Origin of the sequence: Paenibacillus cymbidii (genome assembly GCF_004764705.1) — a bacterium.
GTDB classification, from domain to species: domain Bacteria; phylum Bacillota; class Bacilli; order Paenibacillales; family NBRC-103111; genus Paenibacillus_AN; species Paenibacillus_AN cymbidii.
In genome coordinates this window covers 1-21,845 of the sequence record NZ_SHLX01000041.1, presented here as the reverse complement: position 1 = coordinate 21,845, position 21,845 = coordinate 1, and the positions used below count along the sequence as shown (strand labels likewise).

Below are 21,845 nucleotides of genomic sequence, written 5' to 3'. Positions count from 1 at the left end.
CACTGCCTCGCCGAAACAGCGTAACATAACATTGTTACGTTGTAAAGAAAAGATTCGGGCGCATTTTCCTGTCGCTTATTGCTTATTGTACCCTTGCCGCCTCACTCGATAACTCCGCCTCCAGCATGATTTTCGTTCCGTCTCCTGATGGAATCGTGCGTAGTGCTTGTCACGGGAAAAGCCCGACCGTCGTGGCCGGGCTCCCCTCTTGCGCGCTTATTCCCCATTCGTCTGCCGCTCCGCCATAAGGCGATCGACGATGGTTTCCACGCGCTTCTTGATCGCCAGCGCCTGCTGCCAGCGGTCGGTAATTTCCGTATCGTTATAGGCGTTGACCGTACGCGTGAGGGCATACGGCGGGGGACCGAGCTCGACAATAAACGGCAAAATATCGCCCGGACCCGCTTGCTGCAGCCAATTGCGCATTCCCGTCTCCCACCATTTGTAGAACCGTTCGGCCTGCGATTCCGTCCCTTCCGGACCGATATCCGCCTGCACCTGATGGCCGTTCGACACCCGCGCATGAATGCTGGACGTACGCTGCAGCAGCAGCTGAAAGTAGCCCTCGGCGGTTTCCGCGGTTTGCGGCACGAACCCGTCCAGCTCGGTGTTCACCACATAGTGCGAAAAATCGATCGTCAGACGCAGATCGGCAATTGCTTGCACATAATCCGCGGTGCGGATGATATCCTGCGTAATGCGGCCGCGGTGCGTCTCGACAAAGTGCGGCATGCCGATGCGCGCCGCCAGCTCCGTCATCTCCGCAAGCCGGCGGATCGCTTCCTCGCCGATGACGAAATTGTCGAGCACCTGCGAGTTAAAATACATCGAGCCATTGTCTTTCGCCCGGCGAAGCATCGGCTCCAGATCGCCGGCCGTCCAGGGGAAGCCGCCGCCGCCGTATTTGAGGCCGTACCGCTCTACGCGCTTGCGCGCTTCCTCCGTGGGCGGAGCGCCGGTGATGCCGGTAAAGCCCGCTTCGGCGATTTTATCCAGCTGCTCCTCCAGCGTCCAAAAGCGGCCGTTCTCCCCCAATCCGCTCATTCCCCACATCGCTTGGTGAATTTCGATCCGTGGCGGATTTTGACTGCCGTCATTCATCTGCAGGCTCATTCCATAATCCCTCCCGGCTCAGCTTACCTTTCGGCCAGCAACTGGCGCATATACTGTACATACTGCGGAAACGCCACTTCCGGCTCCGCGATGTCGGGGAACCAGCGTTTCTCCCACTCGAGCGTGCACCAGCCGTCGTAGCCGCCCTGGCGGAGCACCGCGGCGATCTGCGCCAACGGAATGTCGCCTTCGCCCATCAGCGTGTACCGGTGCGTCTCTTTGCCTTCCCCCGTCGGAAGCGAATCCTTCCAGTGCGTGTAGCCGATCCGGTCGCCCAGCGTCGCCCACGTATGCTCCGGCAGCTCGCCGAGCATCCGGTTCGGATGATGAACGTCCCACAGCACGCCGACCGCGTCCGGCGAAGTGCCGTCGACCAGCGCCAGCATATCCTCGCACCGGATCCAGTCGTCGTGCGTTTCGACCATCAGGCGCACGTTCGCCTGCCGGGCGATCGGCTCCATCCACGCCAGCCGCTCGCGAGCGACGGCCAGCGCTTCGGCCCGCTCGCGGCCGAACAAGCCGCCGCCGAACACCCGGATGTACCGGGTGTCGAATGTCCCGCACAGCTCCGCGTAACGCTCCAGCTCCTCGCGCAAATCCTCGTCCTTGACTTGGGCGGCCAGCTTGATCGAGCTGGAGAAGCAGGATAGCGCCAATCCCCCCGCCTGCAGCCGGTCTCTCGTCTCCTTCAGGCCCGCGGCGAACGGATGCGCCTCGTATACGTTCATCTGCTCCTGCAACCCGCGCATATCGATGCCGTCATAGCCGTATTCGGCCGCCTTGGCCACAATCGTCTCCATGTCCCACTGCGGACATCCCAATGTCGTAAAAGCCAGTTTCATGGTCGATGTTCCTCCCTTGCTTCGCCTGTTTCCTTTTTGGCAGCCTACAAGGAAAGTTTACCTCGCCCGGCGAATAAAAGCACGCCGAACATTCCCGCTCACCGCTCGTCATCCCGCAGCGGCCGCTCCGTTGCTTCGTCCGCTTCTTCGACCAGCCGCTTGAGGGCGGCCATCTTGTTGTCCCAGTACCGCTCGTAATACGCCAGCCAGCGCTTCAGCTCGAGCAGCGGCTCCGGCTCAAGCCGGTACCGGGTTTCGCGGCCGACCTTGCGCTCCTTCACGAGCCCCGCATCGGCCAAAATATGCAAATGCTTGGACACCGCCGTCCGGCTCATGGCAAAATGGCTCGACAACTCCGTCACCGGCATTTCGCCGCGATCGAGCAATTGCAGCAAGCTGCGGCGCGTCGGATCGGCGATCGCCTGAAAAACGTCATGCTTCTTCGCCGGCTCCGTCATTCAGCTTTGGGCCACATATTCGGCCAGCTTCGTCCCGATGCCGGCCCAGCCGCCCGCCATGCGTTCGCGGACTTCGGCGTGCGTTTGGCCGAATTCGGTGACCTTGTTCGGATCCCAGCCGTCGTGAATAAGCGTAAACGTCGTCGTCGCGTCCCCTTCGGCTACCAGCTCAAATGTGAGCGACCAATCTTTGCCCCAGTTGAAGGTCAGCCGGTTCGGCGGATCCAGCTCGGTCACCTTGCACGGGGACATGCCGAACGGCCCGGCGTTCAGATGAAATTCGTAGCCCAGCACCGGCTGAAAATCGTTCGGCATGAACCAGGCGGCGATGCCGTCGGCGGTAGCTACCGCCTTCCATACTTTGTCGATCGGCGCGTTAAGCGACACTGTCCGGCGGATGGCCGGAAGCGTTTGAGCAGATGAGTTGTCCATGAATGAGTCCTCCTTCAAGTGGCTGAAAAGATAGCTGAAAACCGCGATGGCCGTCCTTTTTCCAGCGGCGTTATTTTGCGCCGAATCGGAGCGGTTAATCCCGCTGCATTCATCGTCCAATACGAAACCAATTGGTTTCGCTTTTTATTATAGGAAACCTTTTGGTTTCATGTCAATAGCAAAATTCATCCACCTTCCGGGCCCCCAAAAGCAGAAAAAAAGGCCTGCGCCATCGCAAGCCCCTCTTTTTCCCGCAAACAGGATCAGAACGTAATCGACAACCCGCCGTCAACCGGAATCGACGCCCCGCAAATGTAGCTTGCCGCCTCCGAAGCCAGGAATACCGCAACTCCGGCGATTTCGTCCGGCTGTCCGGCGCGGCGTTGGGCGATTTTCTGATGGCCGACGTAGATAGACGTAAACCAGTCCGTCTCCAGCTCGTTGACGCCGTCGACCATCGACAGCTCGGTTTCGATGAAGCCCGGATTGATCCCGTTGACGCGGATGCCGTGATCCGCCAGCTCCAGCGCCATGCAGCGGGTCAGCTGATCCATCGCGCCCTTGGCCGCGTTGTAGTGGCTGGAATCGCGCAGCGCCCGGGAGGAGTTGATCGAGGAAATGTTGATGATGCTGCCCTTAATTCCGGCATCGATCATCTGCTGCGCGGCGATCCGCGAGCACAGGTACGTGCCGTCTGCCGTTACGTTGAACACCTGACGCCATTTGGCCGTGTCCGGCGACAGGAACGGGCGCGTATCCGCTACCGCCGCGTTGTTGACAAGAATGTCGAGCCGGCCGTACCGCCGCACCGTTTCGCCGATGAACGCCTGCACGCTCGCCTCGTCGGCAACGTCACCGCGGACGAACGCGGCTTCCAGCCCTTCCTCGCGCAGCTTCGCTTCCGCCTGCTTGCCTACCTCCTCGCGTCGCCCGACCAGCACAACCTTCGCTCCCGCACGCGCGAACCGCCCGGCGATCGCATAACCGATGCCGGTGGCGCCGCCGGTAACAAGCGCAACTTTGCCTGCGAATTCCATTGATCCCGCTCCTTCCAGGTCCGGTTCGTGCCGGAATCTGTCCATGTCCACTTAGTGCGTGTCTGAAAACCCGCTCGAGGTCATCTTGCACCGCCTTTTCGCCCCCTGCTGCGTCACTTTTGCTTGACTTACCCCCGGTAAGCCTGCACAAAACTTCCTTGCATGGAACGAAAATTCGGCACAATCTGTTCCCCTCGGAGTATTCAGACACGCCCTAATTGACGCGGTATTTCTCCAGCACTTTTTCGTCGATGGCGACACCAAGTCCTGCTTTTGTTTCGGGCACATGCACATAACCGTCCTTGAACACGATCGGATACTCGACCAGGTCGCGCGCAAGCGGCGAATCGGACACCGTATGCTCCATCAGGAAACCGTTCGGAATCGCCGCCGCAAAATGCGTGCTCGCCGCCACCAGAACGCCGGTTTTGAAGGCGTGGGGCACGACTTTTTTGTGGCGGTCGTAGGCCATGTACGCGATCCGTTTCCCTTCGGTCAAGCCGCCGCAACGCGCCAGGTCGGGCTGGATGATGTCGAGATGCCCTTCGTCCAGCAAGCGCTGAAACGCCATCCGGCCGCTCTCCTGCTCGCCTCCCGCAATCAGCAGCGACGTCCGGTCGGACAGCTCGCGGTACCCGGCAATATCGTTCGAATGGAGCGGCTCCTCGAGCCAGTACACCTTGTACTGCTCATAGACGGCGGCCATGCGCAGCGCGCCCTTCAGATCCCACGCCAAACCGGCGTCGATCATCACGTCGATGTCGTAGCCGATGGCGCCGCGAATTTCCTTGATTAGCTGTTCGTCGAGCTTCGGATCTTTGCCGATCGGCCCCCAGCCGAACTTGATCGCCTTATACCCTTGCTGCGCGAAGCGCTCCGCCGCCGCCGCGGCTTCCCGCGGGGTGTCGGGCATCAGCAGGCTGGCGTACGCCTTGATCCGGCGGTTGAAAATGCCGCCCATCATCTCACAGACAGGCCGCTTCGTTACTTGGCCGACGATGTCCCACAGCGCGATGTCGACGCCGCTGATCGCATGGATCGCCGGACCGCTGCGGCCAAAATAAATCGTGCCCTTGTACATCTTATCCCACAGCCGTTCGATTTCCATCGGATTCTCGCCGATCAGCAGGCTGCGCAGGCCGGTGGCGATGGAATGGGACGCCGGAGCGTCGACAACCGCCTTGACGACGAGCGGGGCGGAGTCGATTTCGCCAACGCCGGTGATGCCCTCGTCCGTATGAATGCGGATCAGCAGCGTGTCCTGCGTGCCGTCGCACTTCTCGGCATCCAGATCGGGCAGACGCAAGTAGACCGTTTCCACTTCAGTGATTTTCATGTCTATACCTCCTGATTGTATGGGGATAGCCTTTTGTATTGAGTATAGAAAGGAAGTTTGAATATTGTCAACAATATTTTTGTGTCAATTGACATTGGCGCGGCGAATCGGATACAGTCATTTATATACCATTGTCGGAAACAAGGACGGAGATCGCCATGGAACAACAGCCGCTGTTCGACAAACAAGTCAACGTGTCGCTGCGGGAACGGGTCACCAACGAAATTCGGCGGGCCATTCTGACCGGCAAGCTGCGCCCCGGCAGCCGGATCAAGGAAGCCGACATCGCCGAGCAGATGGGCGTCAGCCGCGGCCCGGTCCGCGAATCGATCCGGCAGCTCGAGCGCGAGGGACTGCTGGTGTCGCAGCCGTACAAGGAAACGCTGGTCGCGAGTATGAATTACGAGGAAGTGCGCGATATTCTGCTGCCGATCCGCTTCCATCTCGAATGGAACGTGATCAAAAAATATATTGTGCCCATGCCCGCGGATTCGCCGTATTTTGCCGAGCTGCAGTTGATCGTCGATCAATTCGGCTTGCCGTCCAAGGAAGAGCATGCCGACCGGCTGGTGGAGCTGGACATGGCCTTCCATGAAAAGATCGTCAGCCTCGCAGCCGAACGAACCGTAGCCTTGACGTGGAAAAGCATTTCCAATCAGCTGGCGCTGCACTTCTATTTCAATCTGCCGCATTACGAGGCCGGCAAGTTCCAGCAAGATCACCAGGAGCTGCTGGACGTCATGAAGGCGGGGGACCTCGAGACCATTCGCAACGCGCTGATGACGCACATCGCCGGAGAGGGATCGTTCCTGTATTTCGCCTGAGCAATCGGCATGCGGAAGAGGCTGCTTTTTAGCCCCGCGGCCATATGGGCAAGTTTCATGAGCGCCATTCCCCCAATCGCCAACTAACCCCTTGCCAAATAGGCCCTATTTTCTTGCCTATTTCGCCAAAAACGGGCAGCCTCTTCAAAATAACCAGTGAAATCACTGGCTATTTCAGGCGAACTGGGCAATAGAAGGAAAATAGGCCATTTTTCATGGGCTATTTTGGTTGCCCAGCATTCTTATCTATTAAAAAAAGGCAGTCCGTATCCCCGTCGGGGTTACGGACTGCCTTTTCCCTGAGCCGCATTCATCAGCCCAGCAACTGCCGGATCGCCTCGCCAAGCGGCGTCGCCGGACGGCCGAGCAGCCGCTCCAGGTCGTCGCTGGCGATGTCAAGCTCGCCCTCGCGGATGTTTTGCTGGATCGAAACGAACATCGGGATTGCCGCCTCCGGCAGCCCGGCTTGCTTCAGCACGCCGGCGTAAGCTTCGTCGTCGATCGGCACGACTTGAACGTCCCGCTGCATCGCCTCGGCGAAAATCGCCGCCAATTCCTCCTGTGTACGCGGCTGGCCCGACAATTCATAAATCTTGTTCTCGTGCCCCTGGCCGGTTAACACGCTGACTGCCGCATCGGCAAAATCGCGGCGAGTGGCCCAGCCGACTTTGCCCGTTCCCGAAGCGGAAACCCACGGCGCTCCGTTCATGACCGCGTGGAAAGTGCCTGCTTCATTTTCCAAATACCAGTTGTTGCGCAGAATCGCGTACGGTATTCCCGACTCCCGGATTGCCGCTTCCGTCTCTCGATGGTCCTTGGCCAGCGCAAGCTTGCTCGCCGCGGCGTTCGGCGCGCTCGTATAAGCGATAAACCCGACATTCGCCGCCCGGGCCGCACGAATGGCCGCCTTGTGCTGGCTGACGCGGTTGAACAGATCGTCGGTCGAAATGAACAGCAGCCGATCGATTCCGGCAAAAGCGGATACGAGCGACGCCTCGTCGTTGAAATTGCCGTACCGCACGTCGACCCCAAGCTCGCGCCAATGCCCGGCTTTCTGCGGATCGCGCACGCTGACGGCGATGTCGGACGCCGGCACTTGCCGCAGCAGCGCTTCGACGACCAAGGTGCCAAGCTTTCCTGTTGCTCCGGTTACGAGAAGTTTCACGATACATTCCTCCTTATTTTTGGGACAAGTAGATGTAGCTTAAAACTGAAAACTGAGCGACGTGCCGGAGCCGTGCTCCAGCGAATCGAACAGCACGCGGATGTCGCGGCCGGGCGTGCCGCTTCCGAGCGCGATCAGCAGCGGCACGAAGTGCTCCGCGCGCGGAACGGCCAACGCCGCATGCGGGGCGAGCTCGTCGTAGCGGCTTAACGCCTCGATATCCCGGGCCAGCACCTTGCCGGTGATCCACTCCTTGAACTGCACCGCCCAAGGGCGCGGCGGCGCATCCTTGTCGCGGTCGAACTCGCGGAGGTTGTGGGTCAGGAAGCCGCTGCCGATGACAAGAATGCCGTCCTGCTCCAACCCTTGCAGCGCTTCGCCGATGGCGATTTGCTGTCTGGCGGGGAGGTACGGGTTGACGGATACCGGCACGACCGGAATATCCGCTTCCGGATAGGCGTGCATCAGGATCGGAAATACGCCGTGGTCCAGGCCGCGGTAATGCTGCCGGACGGGGATGTTGTGCCGCCGCAGCCGTTCCTCCACGAGAGAAGCGACAATCGTCGACCCTCTCGCCGGATACCGCACCTGATAAAAGGGCGCGGGAAACCCATAATAATCGTACACCATCTCGTGAACATCGTCGGTGGCGGCAATGGTCGTCACTTCGCTTTCGAAATGCGCCGAAAAGATGACGATGGCCTTCGGCCGGCTCGATTGCCCGAACCGCCGCAGAAATGCCGTAAACTCGGACTGCTCAAAAATCGTAAATGGCGAGCCATGCGCCAAAAAGACGGGTGAAAGCATGACGGTTGCCCCCTTTGGATGCTGCTGCTCCGCTCCTTAGCGGCTCATCGTGCAGCGTCTCCCCTATAATCTGCCCGAAATGTGTTACCGGCCTTGTTTGTTGTCGCGGGGCTAAGTATAGCGCTATAATAATCCCAACGGTCCATTGCCGGAAGTAGGCACATGAAAGATACCTGGTATCCATTTCGATACCATACGGATGATAAGGGGGAGCGCAACAATGGCGGACAATTGCAAAATGGAAACGGCGCTGGAGATTTTGGTCGGGAAGTGGAAGCCGGTCATTTTGTTTCACCTGTTCTCGAGCGGGACGTTGCGGTTCAGCCAACTGCAGAAGGCGATTCCGGACATTACGAAAAAAATGCTGACCTCCCAGCTGCGCGAGCTGGAGTATCACGATATTGTGCACCGGCAAATTTATCGGCAAATTCCGCCGAAAGTCGAATACTCGATCACCGAGTACGGCAAAGGGATCACGCCGCTGATCCAGGCGCTGAACGATTGGGGCGTGGCCCATGTGCAGCACTTGAACGAGCTGTACGGCGAGGAGCGATCGGTGGAATCGATCGAGGTCAACGAAGACCTCGCCTTGAAATAAGCCGCGGCGAACCAAAAAGCCTTCGCCCCTGTGACCGGGGCGAAGGCTTCTGTGTTCATTCGCGGAAGCGCCGGCCTACATGGCCGGGTGCAATTCGCGGTTCAAGCCGAGCGATTGCGACGTGGAAGTATGAATTTGGCGAATCAGATCCGGATGTTTCAGCAGCGGTACGCCGTAGGAAGGAATCATTTCCTTCAATTTCGGTTCCCATGCCTTCATGTGCTGCGGGAAGCATTTTTTGATCAATTCCAGCATGACCGATACGGCGGTCGATGCGCCCGGGGAGGCGCCAAGCAAGGCGGCGATCGTGCCCTCGGCGTCGCTTACCACTTCCGTGCCGAATTGCAGCGTGCCTTTGCCGCCGGCGTCGGTGTCCTTGATGACCTGCACGCGTTGGCCGGCCACGAGCAGGTCCCAGTCCTCGCTTTTCGCGTTCGGGATGAATTGCCGCAATTCTTCCATGCGCTTCTCTTTCGACAGCATGACCTGCTGGATCAAATATTTGGTCAGGGACATGTTCTTGGCGCCCGCGGCCAGCATCGTCCCCAGGTTATTCGCCTTCACGGAGCCGATCAGATCGAACATCGAGCCGGTCTTCAGAAACTTCGGCGAGAAGCCGGCGAACGGTCCGAAGAGCAGCGACTTCTTGTTGTCGATGAAGCGGGTGTCCAGATGCGGCACGGACATCGGCGGCGCGCCGACCGGCGCTTTGCCGTACACCTTGGCGTGATGCTGTTCGACCACTTCCGGATTTCTGCACACCATGAACAGGCCGCTTACCGGGAAGCCGCCGATATTTTTCCCTTCCGGGATGCCGGACTTCTGCAGCAATGGCAAGCTTCCGCCGCCCCCGCCGATAAAGACGAACTTGGCCGTATGACGTTCGACGGTGCCGGTGTCGAGATTGCGCACCTTCAGCTCCCACGAGCCGTCGTCCGTCCGTTTCAGATTGTCCACGCTGTGCTTGAACTTCATTTCAACCTTTTTGCTCTTTAGATGATCGAACAAGAGACGCGTTAAAGCGCCAAAGTTGACATCCGTACCGGAGTCGATTTTGGTCGCGGCGATCGGTTCTTGCGAGGTTCTGCCTTGCATGATTAACGGAATCCATTCCATCAGCTTGTCCGGATCGTCGGAAAATTCCATTCCCTGAAACAGCGGATTCGCCGCCATTGCCTCGAACCGTTTGCGAAGGAACGCCACATTCTTCTCGCCTTGCACCATGCTCATATGGGGCAGCGGCATGATGAAATCCTGCGGGTTCCGAATTTGCTTCTTGTTGACCAGGTACGACCAGAACTGCCGGGATACCTGGAACTGTTCATTGATTTTGATCGCTTTGCCGATGTCGATGGAGCCGTCCGCCTTCTCCTCGGTGTAGTTCAGCTCGCACAGCGCCGCGTGGCCCGTTCCCGCGTTGTTCCACTCGTTCGAGCTTTCCTCGCCCGCGCTCGCCAGCTTCTCGAACACGGTAATCTTCCAGTTCGGCACCAATTCCTTCAACAGCGTTCCCAACGTCGCGCTCATGACTCCGGCACCAATTAAAATTACGTCGGATCTTGTTTGTTTGTTGCTCATAATAACCTTCCTTACTTGATGATAGTGGCGGACATGGCAGGTCCACCTGCTTGCAGCTTCATGGCAAGCCAGGGTGGGACCGAGTCACACCCCTTGTCAGGACCTCTATAACCAATCCGTCCGTAGCGAATCTTGTCAAACGATTCGTTCTATCAACTATTATATGCTAGTTGGAGGTGATTTAAAAGCTGGTAAATTTCAGCGCGGCAGCGATTTTGCTGTCGAAATGGGGCGCTCCGCCGCTGCCGCACACGCCAGCAAATGCCGATACGGTTCCTCCAATCCCGCCAGTGCCGCGGCATCGTGAGGGTAGTGGCGATCCGCGGGAGAAACGTTCAAATAATTGCCGTGTACGCGGACGGTATCCTTGCGGCCGGGAATTCCTTTCTGGACATGGTAAAAATACGCCTGCACCACGTTGTACACGATATTTGCGGTTATTTCGATGCCGCCGCTTCCTTCATCCAAATAAATGCCGCCGGGAAACCCTTTTTTGTGCAGGACGGATCGGTCCGGAATATCGCCGGTTTCATCGCCCGCCGCGCCGCCTTCGCCGTTATCGTGGATCAAATTGCCCTTGATGACGCTGCCGGGCATCATCGACAGCGTATAGATGCCGGCGCCGTCATTCAATCGTTCCATTACCTGGCTGATGCGGTTGTACTCGATCCGGTTATTGCGCGCTACCGTCGGTTTATCGTACCTTGGCAAATCGCCGGCCCATTCATCCTCGCGGCCTCCTTGATCCCACACTCCCCATCCCCAACCGACGGATATGCCGGAATAGGCCACATGGGCGATGTCATTATGCGCAATGACAGTTCCATCGGTATACCCGGCCAGCACCGCAACACTGCCCTTGTATTCGACTCCGATCGATCGAAATACATTGTTCGCGACCGTGTTATGGCGGACGGTTGTCCTTTCATCCTCCGGGTGAGCGTCCTTGTGGTTCACATCGCCGATCTGGACCGCGCTTGCCGCAATGTCGACAAAACAACAGCCCCGCACTGTATTGTGACAAGAACCATTTTGAATGTCGATCGCGCCGCTTCCCAAACATTCAAACTCGCATCCTTCAAAAACAACCGATCGGGCCGCATCCAATACAAGGGCCGAAGGCGTTTTGAGATCGTACGTATGGTGCAGGTCGATGGCCGGATTTTTAACGAAATTCGCTTGTATTTCCGCATGCCCGATCACACTCGGCCGCAAAAAGGTCGAATGCCGGAACGATATTCCTTCAAAGCGGATGCCGCTGACGGGTTCATCCAGCGTACCCTTCAATTCAAGCAATCTTTCGAGCACAGGTACGATCGTTTCCGCCGATTCCATGTCTTCGTCGTCCCGCGGGATATAATAAATCGTCTGTTTCGACCGGTCCTGGTACCACTCCCCGGGTTCGCTCAGCAGCTCGAACGCATTCCGGATGTAGTTAGGGGCTCCGATTTGAACGCCGCCCTTGATCTGCGCGTCGCGGAATGCGGGCTGTTTCATCCGGATCCATACACTGCTGCCGTCGTCAAGCGGCGTGACCCGATCCACCGGGAGGATGCAATGCGTCCAACCGACATCGTAAACGAACTCAATGTCGCCGACATTGCCCCAGTTGGCCATGGCGGTATATGCGCCTGTCGCCCGATAGCCTTCGTATACCTTCTTCTCGCCCTGGAAATCGGTCACCGTCTCCAGCAGGTTGTAAAATTCCATATGGGGATCGACAATCAAATCCCATGCAACCGATTGCACAACCGGCCCTTTGGCCCATTCGGCCCTTCTGCCGTTTACGTACAGATGGCGCGTATGCGCATTGCCGGGCACTTCGGCCATCCACAGGTTGGCAAGTACGGGATGGTTCACCTTGCGCCAGCCGCCAAGCTTTCTTCCGCCCGACATGATCGGCTTCTCGCCCGGATATGCCCGATAGATCACCTGATGTCCGTTGCTTCCCGAATCCCGCTGATCAAAGCTCAATGTCTCCGTCATCTCATAAACGCCTTCGTGCAAATACACCACGATATCGCCGGTCTGGTTGCGATTCGTTTCTCTGACGGCTTGCTTCGCCCGTCCGGGCGTCCGGAACGGCTGCTCGCGCGTTCCGGGATTGTCATCCTTGCCTTGCGGCGACACATGCAGAACAAGCTGAACGTTTTCCGGCATAATTGGGAAGACCCCTCCATTCAATCGGACGCAATCGGGACTCGCATGGCTTACTGCGATTGCCTCCTCCAATTTTACCATTTCATTGAGCTTATTTGTCTAGCTGCTTGTAAGAGGATTCCCCATCGTACGGTTCATGAACATAATCGTCGAAATACCTTTTTGCCGGTGCGGTTCCGGTACGGTTAACATCCCGCGGTCGACCAGATGCTTGAGTACGTAGGCGCGCATGAAGCCCGACGCCATGCTGTTCTGGGACCAATAACGCACATATTTGTGCGCATGTTCGGGCTGGCCGTCCAGATGCAAGCGATAGACCTCCTGGTCCAATGCCGCTGCGGCTTCTCTGATTCGTTCGGACGGTTGGGGAATCGCCGCATGCAGCCGCTCTCCCGTTTGTTTATCCTTGCAGTAAACAATATTGACTTCCAAACCCGCTTCCGTTCGCAGCAAGTATTGTTTGTCGAACAGACGGCGGTAGGCGTCGAGGTTCGGATGATTTTGCGGCAAATCTCCCTGGATGACGTGCATCAGGCTAATAAAATCGGAACTCAAATTGTCCCTCCAACCGTTCTGCCTGCCGCACCAGCACGTGTCGATTTGCCATGCCGTCATTGCGGGCTCGTCGGAATCCCGACTCATATCGCCGCAAACATAATAGAGGTTGCGGTCGAAACTGACGTCGAATGCCTTGTCGATCGTAGCATACGCGACGTAATGGCCGCCGTCTTTACGGCTGACCGAAACCTCTTGGTGACTCACCTTGACAAGTTCTTTGAAGCTCAGCCGCTTGCCGGCATACGGAATGAGACTCCACAACAGCAGATTGATGTCATCGCCTGGAATATAGACACCGGTTTCCCGAAATACTTCAGCCATCGAGAACAACGCCTTGAAATAATGCTCTACGGCAATCCCGGCATACGATTCGAACAATCGGTGCAGCGCCTCACTTTCCGCCGGGGACGGATCTTTAATGAACATATTTGTACGATATTTACCGCCTGGCAGTTGGTCCAGAAAACCGTATTCCTCCAGCACCTCGACTTCATCCTCGATAAATACGGGCGAAACGCCCAACTCTTCCGCCATTTCTTTGACCGTACGCGGCTTGTGATAAGCGGAGAACGCAATGTTTTGCCGGATGGCCGTCGCCAGAAAGTCTGAGGTATCGCCTTTGTTGCCCGCGGACCCGCTATGTCCCAAACCTGACAAGCGGATCGGATTGATGCCGAGATTGCCCATCGATCGGATGGTGTTCATCTTGATCTTCAGCTCCTTTTTCGCCTCGAATAAGTGCCACTTGACCGTACCGCCGGAAAGCCCCATAACCGCCGCGATTTCGCTGATTTTCATTCCGTCGTAGTAATACTTGACTACAATTTCCCGCTGCTGATGGGATAAAAAAGCGATTTCCCGGCGCAACGCCCCGGCTGCTTCTTGCCGGAGGATCGCGTCGAAGCCCTCGTCCCGGGACACCGCCTCGTGGTCATCGATCCGCAATTGGTTGATCGCTTTGACTTTTTCACCGACGTATTTCGCCCACACGTAATGCGCGATTTTAAAGACGTAGCTGTTCAGGTCGAGAACCTCCGTCTTTTTGAGCAGCGCCTGGTAAACCTCCAGCGTTATTCTTCCCGCAAGTTCCTCGGCTTCGGCGATCTTGCCCGTTCGGTTCAAAGCAAACCCATACAGCGGCTTGATGTAATCCTTGATGACACGGTCGGCTTGTTGTTTATCCATGACAATGGCTCCTTCTTTCCGGGCGGCACTCGTCTAAATACTGCGGCCCGAACGAAAAAGGTTGGGGAGTGAGAAAAAACTTTCTTGTCGGACGCATCTTCGACGTCAACTCTGGCTTTTCGCTGCAGCAGGCGAAGAAACGCGCCCTTCCATCGCCTCAATCGCGTAGCGCAGTTCCACATCCAGCCCTTCGACGTACTTCTCGCGGAAGGTCTGTTCGTTTAGCGGAACGACCACGTCCGGCACCGCTCCGCCGCGGCCCGTGTAATCGCCGTCTCCTTGAATGACATGGTCCCGGTTCAAGCTTCTCCCGTCGGCCGATTCCACGATATACCCTTCCGGCATGACCACCTGGATGGGACTGGTTTGCACCCCAAACGAACCGTTCGTCCCGGTAAAACCGACAATCGTGACGTTCGGCTGCCCTTTCAGAACAAGCGGCAATCCTTCCCCCGAGCTTGCCGTCCGCCCGTTGACCAGAAGGGCAATATTTCCTCCATAATTGGGCTTCGACGGTTGAACGACATACTTCTCACCGTAGTTGATAGAGAATTTTTTTACATTCCGGTTGTAGTAACTCGCATAGCCGTACAGCTTCTTCTCCTTGCTTAAATGTCCCGCCATCCTTGTGACGATGCTGTCTTCCCCGCCGGGGTTGTCCCGCAAGTCGATGACCACTCCTTTGGCATGCTGCGCTTCGAACGATTGCAAGCAATCGGCAAGCAAGTCGACAGGATCGGGGGCAGAGGAGCCGGCGAACAGACTGGTCAGACCGGCTTTCGGCACCTCCGCCGTATTTGCAAGAAAGCTCGATATTTTCACATACCCATATCCATTGCTCAGCATCTTGCCTTCAACGGGAGGCGCTCCCCTCACGATGCTCGCTTTCGTTTGCTTCAGCGTCGCGAACTGATCGTCATACGCCTGCAGTGTCGTCTTCACGGCTTGTCCGGCGCCCGGGTTTCGGTACTCCACCTCGACTTTCCGGCCAACCTCGGCTCGGACCATAAACCGGCCGCGATTGATCGTTTCGTTCTGATTCGTGTTGGGGGAGTCGGTCCACGTGGTCTGCCGATAGGCATCCTTCGCCGCCTGTCCGTCCCACTGCAAAATTTCCGCGCCAAGCCGAATGCCGCTCCGGCCGGCCGGACTATCGTCAAGCACAAGCGTGACCTGCACCCGGCCATCATCCAACTGGAGCGTGCTTAACCCGAATCCGCCGCCGACCTCCGCTTTGAAAATCGGATTGCCCGCATACAGCTTCTCGTTCGCGATCCGAACGTGGCCGTCCCGCAGCGAGAAGAGGTATTCGCGCAGCGTCTTGTAATACAGCGTTCGGTCATTAACCTGGTCCGCCTGCGCGAAGATCGGCTCGTATTCGCGGCGTTTGGCCTCCCAGTCGATCTTCTTCCATTCCCCGAAAGGATATTCGACGGCAAAACGATCGTTCAATCGGACAAAAGCTTCCGCATAGCCCAGATGGCTCCAATCGCTGGTCGGATTGTATCGCAGTTCTCCCGACGACTGAATGGCGACGCCGATCACCCCAATGCCGCATACGCAAAAAACGGCCCGAATCGTGCCGGCAATCAGGCGCCGTGGCGCCGCAACGCCGTCACCGGGCTTGAACAGACGCCTCAGCGTACACAGGAACAGCACGGCCGTAACCGCATCAATGGCTATCGCCAGCAAGGTCGTATCGCCGGTCAGCGCACTGACCGCGGCGATGACGACCCCCATGCCGGGCATAAAATCAATCCACCTGTACCGCCTGGCGACAGGCAAGGCATACCAAACCAGCAAAGCCGCATTCAGCGCACAAAGCAACATTTCGTACACGGTCAACCATTTAAGCGAATCCATCATCGTCATCTTCCCCTCGTTCCCGAATTCCGCATCGCGCGTTCATTCGAGAGTGTGGGGGAGAAATATGAACGGAGCATGAACAGCGGCTGCGGATCATGGCGACGGCGGCATGACCGGAAGCGTGACCGTCATCGTCGTGCCCTGACCGGCCTCGCTGCGCACCTCGATGTCGCCATGGTGGAGGACGACGATTTTCTTCACGATGGCAAGACCAAGACCGCTGCCGCCGCCGCTGCGCGAACGATCCGTCTTGTAGAAGCGCTCGAATATGCGATCCCGCTCTTCCGCAGCAATGCCCGGCCCGGTGTCGCTGACGGCGACGGTCAACACGCCGCGCTCCTCCGTGAGACGAACGGCGATCCGTCCGCCCTCGGGCGTGAATTTCATGCTGTTGCCGATCAGGTTCATCCATACTTGGCGGAGCTGATCCGCATCCGCTGTAATGTTGACCGCGGCAGGGAGCCGCAAGTCCATTCGAATGCGTTTGGCGGACCATTGAGGCTCGCAAGCGACGACAACTTGGCGAAGCTGCTCGTCGAGATGGAACGTACTGAGTTCGAAAGGATGATGCTCCGATTCGAGCGAAGCCAGCTTGAGCAGATTATCGCTCAAACGGGACAATCTTTCGCTTTCCGCCACAATAATGTCGAGATAACGATTGCGGTTGGGTTCTGTCACCAGCTTGTCGTCTTTGATCGCCTTGGCGAAACCGGATATCGAGGTGAGCGGCGACTGGAGCTCGTGCGAAACGTTCGAAACAAAGTCCCGCCGCATCGTCTCCACCTGTTTCAGCTCGAACGCCATTTCGTTGAAGCTTTGCGCGAGCGCCCCGATCTCGTCTTTGCGCTTCACTCGCACCGCCACGTCGAAGTCGCCCTTGGCGAGCCGTTTGGTCGCTTTTGTCAGCGCTTTGAGCGGTTTCACCAAGTAGCCTGCGGCAAACAGAATGCACAAGCTGCCGATCAGCAAGGCGAAGAGCAGCACCGTCAGGAACAAAGAAACAATCGTTCCTTCATTCTTCGACGAAGACAGCAGAAACAAGGCATACGGCCTCGCCTGGTGGCGAAACGGCAACCCGATGAATACCTCGTCGTTCTTCGCATCGGCCTGGTAAACCTCGCCGTTCAGCACTTGCCGGACGGCTTCCGGAGGGATCGCCGCTTGGTCGGGACGATTCGCACCCAGGTACGATTTCATGTTGCCGGCATCGTCGTAGACCCGAATGGGATAGGACGTGAGCGGCCCGACACTGCCCATAAACCGGTCCAGATCGTTGACCTCCGCCGCTTCGTAGGCGCGAACAATATTCTCTCCGGCGACTCGCATCTCGTTATGCTGCAAGTCGTTCAACTCCCGTTCGAACACGACAAACCCCAGCAGTGTCGCTCCCAGCAGGGCGATAACAATCGTAACCAGAAACGTCAAGACGACACGAACATACAGCGTCTTGATCATCGGCTCGCCACAAGCCGGTACCCGAGGCTACGGGCCGTTTCGATCCGAAAATGCAGCTTTTCGGCGGCAAACCGCACGCGCAAGCGGCGAATGTGCACATCGACCGTCCGATCGTCGCCCTCGTAGTCCATCCCCCAGATTTGTACGATCAGCTGCTCGCGGGTGAAAATTTGTCCGGGATGGCTCGCCAGCTTAAACAGCAGCTCGAATTCCTTCAGCGGCAGCGTCAGTTCCTCTTCTCCCCGCACGACCTTGAACGTCCGCCTGTTAAGCACAATGCTGCCGAGCCGGATGACCTGGGAAGAGGCGATGCGGTATCGTTTCAGCACCGCCTTGACTCGCAGGACCAGCTCCACGGGATCGAACGGCTTGGTGAGATAATCGTCCGTCCCGAGCTGAAAGCCCTTCACCTTATCCCCTGACTCGCCCTTGGCCGTTACCATCAGGATCGGAATATCCCGTTCTCCGCCGCGAAGCTGCCGGCATAAATCCCAGCCGTCCATCCGCGGCATCATAATATCCAGAATCACAAGATCGATCTCCGTACGCTCCACGACAGCCAGAGCTTCGACCCCGTTCGCCGCTTCTTCGATAGCAAATCCTTCATTTCGCAAATACAAGCCGATCAGTTCGCGGATATGCGCTTCGTCCTCGGCGATCAAAATGGTGGCCATTCCGTTCCGCACTCCCTCGCCCCTGTCCCGTCCCGCCATCGAGCCGGCAGACCGGACATGCCAATTGCCACCATCATACCATGAATATTTCATTGAAAATAAATCGCGCTGCAGAGCCGCTCCCCCCGCCGAAACGAAAGAAGGGCACCCTTTGCGGATGGCCCTCAGCCTGAATGTCTTCAAATAGCCCCAGTGGGAGCTTTCTCTCACATTGATTCTGCTAATTTAAGTGCAAAAGCCTTTGGTGCAACTTTTCTGCTTGGGAGCAAAATGTTCTTATATAATCCCACTTCTCAATGACAACAGGAACGCATTTTTCCCTATACTCTACTTGATTCTTTTTTGCTTTTCCATCCTTCCTCCTAATTGCTCTAAATGGCAGCTTAGAAAGGATATCATCTGGCTTTTGTGTACATTCAATAAACTTTGTTCCACCGTGATAATGCATTAAATCATCCAGACCTGTTAATATCCAAGATTCAGTACTATCTGACGGTACGCAGCAAATAATCTTATCATCAAAATCATTAATTTTAAGCTTTTGTTTGATTAGTTTTTCGATTTCTATTACGGTATCCTCAGCTTGTGGGCAAGGCTTAGCACAGTTAATTTCTGACTCTCTTGAAATATCTGCATCGACTTGGATTATCAGAATATCAATACTAGCGGCATTTAAAAAATCATTGATAGTCATGTCCGCCGACGAAGCCTCACACCATGATAATACACCTCTCCAACCATTGCTATGCCTGGTGTTGGATCCTGACCCTAGCCCCTCAGTTTCTGAAAGATCCGGCTGAATAGGAAGGAAAGTATGATTATCTGGTACTACTTCCATTATTATGTGGGTAATAACGTCAAAATCAGTCGGTCCTTCTGATACAATACCAAAAGTGTATGGCCTCATAAGTTTGGAACTCCACCTAGCATGCCCATTACCCATAATTTCGATAAGCTATTACCCGTTTGAAGCAGTCTCTCATTAACTACAACTCGATTTACTTGAGTATGTCCGTATATATTTCTATCTACAGTAAATAATCTTATCCTGTCATCATTTAGGTTTAAACCATCTAAAACTAGTGGATTGTGTGTCGTAATAAATGCTGTTTTGTTATTTTTAATCATCTGATCGCAAAATACTTTTGTGAGTGAACGTGCTAACCGTGGATTTAATGCTTGGTCAAAATTATCTATTGAAAACATTTTGGGAGCCTTTTTATGCATTGCCAACGATAATAAAAAGAGTACATATAACGAACCCTCGCTTGCATCATATGGCGTTAATTCATTTCTACCCTCTCGCATAAATCGGTCAGTAAAACGTATTGTTTTAGGCGTCATAGGTACACTTGGTGATACTATATCTTTGGATGTCTTTCCAATATCAATTGTTTTTGTCCATTGTAGCAAATCAATTAAATCATACAAATCCATTGTACCGAATATTTCTTCATTAACATTTAGAAGATCATCAATAGCTTCTGGCAACCTTCCTCCCAACAAACCCACTGGCTCTCTTTGAAAAGGGTCGGCTTGAATACCTCTTAATGTAGTTGTATTCGGTGTATAGATTGCATAGTCTCTAAACAGTTCATATAGATCGTTCGCATATCCTCTAACCTCATCATGTTTTAATCCTTGTAAAAAGGATAGCAGTCCTTTGTATGCATCAATCTCAAGTTCAGGAAAATTTTCAAGTTTATATCTGGAAGCTCTAGACCTTCCAAACACTTTTTTTCCATTAACATTGAGCAACTCAGAATAATATTCCCAAGCAGGTTTAGGCTTTTCAATTGGATTACTCAAGTGAACCGTATAATCACACTTATCATTCTTATACTCCCAATGAACATTAAACTCTATTGTCACAGGTAGTCTGTCTTGGTCTTTAAATGATGATTTATACAAGGAGGGGGTCCCTAATCTTACTCCTTTGTTGCTTAATATAGCATCATCAACCTTTTCAGCAATTGCTGCACTCAGTACTCCTAATGCCTCTAACAACGCACTTTTCCCAGTGCCATTCGCTCCTATAAAAACATTTATTAGCCCTGGCTCTAGAGAAATATTTGATAAAGACTTAAAATTACTAATATTTATAACCATATCCATGTTCAACACCACCTTCCCATACAATTTGTTACCAGTTATACCCAATCAACATTTCACTTAATCATACAATTCGATTTGATCTGTTGTTTTCCTGCCGAAGGCTATCTTGATAGGATACCAATCGATGCTCTCATGAAATCGGACTATCTGCGAAAAGTGCACGCAGCACTTTCGATTCAACGGTACGATCACTGCTTCATTATCAATCGGCCCACTCCTACCCCCTGCCTGCAAACGGCTGGTTGTTGTCCGGTTCGGTGGCGAATCGCAGCACATGTCCGTCGGGATCCTCGACGTGCATTTCCAAGGCCCAGGGATAGTTGGTGGGCGGCCGGCTGATGGTGACTCCTTTTGCGATCAGTTCGTTGTACACGGCATGGATGTCCCCGTCAAACCCAAGCCACAGCCACGTTCCCGGCTGGCCCTGAGCGCCTTGGCACAGGTAGATGCAACTGGAGTCGCGGGTTACGCATGTAAACTGATCGTCTCCCCACTCCGCCTCCCGGAAGCCAAGTACCTCCACATAAAAATGCCTGCTGACCGACATCTCCTTCACACGAAGGATCGGATTAATGCATTCGACTCGGAATAAGGGGTGGTTGCTTTCACGGGAGTTTGACATAAGCTCAACCTTTCATGGTTTCCGATCGCTTCCGCGCGAACGGCACGTAGAGCAGCGCGAAAATAACAAGCGCCACCAACTCCATCGTGCCGATGTACCATGGCCACGGGCCCAGGTAGTCGATCAGCGACGCCGTCGACGGTTTGCGCGCGAGGAACATGTAGTTGCTGCCGGTCAAACGGTTCACGATAATAACGACGACGGCATAGACGTTCAAATAAAGCATGGTTCGGCCGATCGAACCGAGCGTCGGGCGAAACCCGCAGACAAGCACCATATATAGCGAAGCGGCGATAATGCCGATGTGCGCGAGGAAAAAGTGAAAGTAAATCAGATGGGGAAACGTATACGCCAGGTTCGGCGTCAGCAACGCCTGCAGCGCGCCGCCAATGCCGGCGAAGTACAAGCACTCGAACAACCGGTAGCTGCGCGTCCATAGCATAACGGCGGACAGCAGCAACGTCACGCTGCACAACTGCAAGGGCAAGCCGTAATCGACGGCCCACTCCCCATTGGCGACATGCCAAATCTGCAGCACGACCTCGCTCAGCACAAGCCCCGCAGCCAGCCCATGACGCACGCGTTCGCCGCTCGCCGTCCGCCGCAGACGACGCCTGCCCAGCACGAGCAGACTCAGCAGCACAACGGCCGCAACCAACGCGGCAATATGCGCGTTCGACAACATCACAAACATCAGATCGGTATCATCCGCGCCAAAATAACGCCCCATCGGCAACGCTCCATTACTCCCAGGATATACCTCCAGTTTACACCAAACAGCCCTCGATTTAATAGCCATCGAGGGCCGTAAGGAGCCTGAAGTGCCGCCAGGCTCGTCAGGCTTCGAAATAAGCCATGTTTTATTGGCTATTTCACCGAAAGGGGGCACCAACGGATGACGTACAATAGTGTGTGTAACCAAGATTTGGAGCCTAGCCAGGCAACAAAAAAGTAGGGTATTCTCGGGATGGTCAAAGTCACCAAGAAAGGAACCCTACTCGATGACTACTATAGCGGAAA

Annotated in this window: 20 protein-coding genes; 2 read left to right on the top strand and 18 right to left on the bottom strand. The window is 55.5% G+C overall.

The genetic code is table 11. The features are described from left to right. Positions 1 to 216: 216 nt before the first annotated feature. The 6 genes from EXY20_RS34485 to EXY20_RS34460 all read right to left on the bottom strand — a co-directional run bounded on the left by EXY20_RS34485 (position 217) and on the right by EXY20_RS34460 (position 5,218). Positions 217 to 1,113: a sugar phosphate isomerase/epimerase family protein gene (locus tag EXY20_RS34485; protein ID WP_135556983.1), complete on the bottom strand. Its 897-nt coding sequence runs from the start codon at positions 1,111 to 1,113 to the stop codon at positions 217 to 219. Between the two features lie 23 nt (positions 1,114 to 1,136). Beyond that, a complete protein-coding gene (locus EXY20_RS34480; protein WP_135556982.1) occupies positions 1,137 to 1,955 on the bottom strand; it encodes a sugar phosphate isomerase/epimerase family protein in 819 nt (272 codons plus the stop codon). 98 nt (positions 1,956 to 2,053) lie between these two features. Beyond that, entirely contained in the window at positions 2,054 to 2,413 is a 360-nt protein-coding gene (locus EXY20_RS34475) for an ArsR/SmtB family transcription factor (protein ID WP_135556981.1), read from the bottom strand. Further along, positions 2,414 to 2,845, bottom strand: a complete 432-nt coding sequence (locus EXY20_RS34470; RefSeq protein WP_135556980.1) for an SRPBCC family protein — start codon at positions 2,843 to 2,845, stop codon at positions 2,414 to 2,416. Positions 2,846 to 3,108: 263 nt separating this feature from the next. Further along, positions 3,109 to 3,882 carry an SDR family NAD(P)-dependent oxidoreductase gene (locus tag EXY20_RS34465; RefSeq protein WP_135556979.1) on the bottom strand — a complete coding sequence of 258 codons (774 nt, stop codon included), beginning with the start codon at positions 3,880 to 3,882 and terminating at the stop codon, positions 3,109 to 3,111. A gap of 214 nt (positions 3,883 to 4,096) precedes the next feature. Continuing rightward, positions 4,097 to 5,218: a mandelate racemase/muconate lactonizing enzyme family protein gene (locus EXY20_RS34460; RefSeq protein WP_135556978.1), complete on the bottom strand. Its 1,122-nt coding sequence runs from the start codon at positions 5,216 to 5,218 to the stop codon at positions 4,097 to 4,099. 158 nt (positions 5,219 to 5,376) lie between these two features. On the opposite strand from EXY20_RS34460, the gene EXY20_RS34455 reads away from it, so the two are divergent. Further along, positions 5,377 to 6,042, top strand: coding sequence for a GntR family transcriptional regulator (locus EXY20_RS34455; RefSeq protein ID WP_135556977.1), 666 nt, complete (start codon positions 5,377 to 5,379; stop codon positions 6,040 to 6,042). Positions 6,043 to 6,355: 313 nt separating this feature from the next. Here the strand turns inward: EXY20_RS34455 and EXY20_RS34450 are convergent, their stop codons facing one another. Both EXY20_RS34450 and EXY20_RS34445 read right to left on the bottom strand, forming a co-directional pair. Continuing rightward, positions 6,356 to 7,207, bottom strand: coding sequence for an SDR family oxidoreductase (locus EXY20_RS34450; RefSeq protein WP_135556976.1), 852 nt, complete (start codon positions 7,205 to 7,207; stop codon positions 6,356 to 6,358). Positions 7,208 to 7,246: 39 nt separating this feature from the next. Next, positions 7,247 to 8,014, bottom strand: a complete 768-nt coding sequence (locus EXY20_RS34445; RefSeq protein ID WP_135556975.1) for a DODA-type extradiol aromatic ring-opening family dioxygenase — start codon at positions 8,012 to 8,014, stop codon at positions 7,247 to 7,249. 220 nt (positions 8,015 to 8,234) lie between these two features. Here EXY20_RS34445 and EXY20_RS34440 point away from each other — a divergent pair, with 220 nt between their 5' ends. Next, complete coding sequence (locus EXY20_RS34440; protein WP_135556974.1) at positions 8,235 to 8,612, top strand: winged helix-turn-helix transcriptional regulator; 378 nt, start codon at positions 8,235 to 8,237, stop codon at positions 8,610 to 8,612. A 75-nt stretch (positions 8,613 to 8,687) separates the two neighbouring features. Here EXY20_RS34440 and EXY20_RS34435 read toward each other — a convergent pair whose 3' ends face one another. From EXY20_RS34435 to EXY20_RS34390, 10 genes are all read right to left on the bottom strand, one after another. Beyond that, entirely contained in the window at positions 8,688 to 10,262 is a 1,575-nt protein-coding gene (locus EXY20_RS34435) for a malate:quinone oxidoreductase (protein ID WP_268966452.1), read from the bottom strand. 126 nt (positions 10,263 to 10,388) lie between these two features. Further along, positions 10,389 to 12,350: a right-handed parallel beta-helix repeat-containing protein gene (locus EXY20_RS34430; protein WP_167859725.1), complete on the bottom strand. Its 1,962-nt coding sequence runs from the start codon at positions 12,348 to 12,350 to the stop codon at positions 10,389 to 10,391. Positions 12,351 to 12,449: 99 nt separating this feature from the next. Then, positions 12,450 to 14,093 (bottom strand): sigma-70 family RNA polymerase sigma factor, encoded by a 1,644-nt coding sequence (locus EXY20_RS34425; protein WP_135556971.1) that lies wholly within the window; start codon positions 14,091 to 14,093, stop codon positions 12,450 to 12,452. Between the two features lie 105 nt (positions 14,094 to 14,198). Beyond that, positions 14,199 to 15,959, bottom strand: coding sequence for a S41 family peptidase (locus EXY20_RS34420; protein WP_167859724.1), 1,761 nt, complete (start codon positions 15,957 to 15,959; stop codon positions 14,199 to 14,201). 93 nt (positions 15,960 to 16,052) lie between these two features. Continuing rightward, entirely contained in the window at positions 16,053 to 17,414 is a 1,362-nt protein-coding gene (locus tag EXY20_RS34415; protein ID WP_135556969.1) for a HAMP domain-containing sensor histidine kinase, read from the bottom strand. Further along, complete coding sequence (locus tag EXY20_RS34410; RefSeq protein WP_135556968.1) at positions 17,411 to 18,088, bottom strand: response regulator transcription factor; 678 nt, start codon at positions 18,086 to 18,088, stop codon at positions 17,411 to 17,413. The genes EXY20_RS34415 and EXY20_RS34410 overlap by 4 nt, the downstream gene beginning before the upstream one ends. Before the next feature lie 220 nt (positions 18,089 to 18,308). After that, entirely contained in the window at positions 18,309 to 18,995 is a 687-nt protein-coding gene (locus tag EXY20_RS34405) for a hypothetical protein (RefSeq protein ID WP_135556967.1), read from the bottom strand. Beyond that, positions 18,992 to 20,203 (bottom strand): AAA family ATPase, encoded by a 1,212-nt coding sequence (locus EXY20_RS34400; protein WP_135556966.1) that lies wholly within the window; start codon positions 20,201 to 20,203, stop codon positions 18,992 to 18,994. The genes EXY20_RS34405 and EXY20_RS34400 overlap by 4 nt, the downstream gene beginning before the upstream one ends. A gap of 217 nt (positions 20,204 to 20,420) precedes the next feature. Continuing rightward, positions 20,421 to 20,825 carry a glyoxalase superfamily protein gene (locus tag EXY20_RS34395; RefSeq protein WP_135556965.1) on the bottom strand — a complete coding sequence of 135 codons (405 nt, stop codon included), beginning with the start codon at positions 20,823 to 20,825 and terminating at the stop codon, positions 20,421 to 20,423. Between the two features lie 4 nt (positions 20,826 to 20,829). Beyond that, positions 20,830 to 21,555 carry a YwaF family protein gene (locus EXY20_RS34390; RefSeq protein WP_135556964.1) on the bottom strand — a complete coding sequence of 242 codons (726 nt, stop codon included), beginning with the start codon at positions 21,553 to 21,555 and terminating at the stop codon, positions 20,830 to 20,832. Positions 21,556 to 21,845 lie beyond the last annotated feature (290 nt).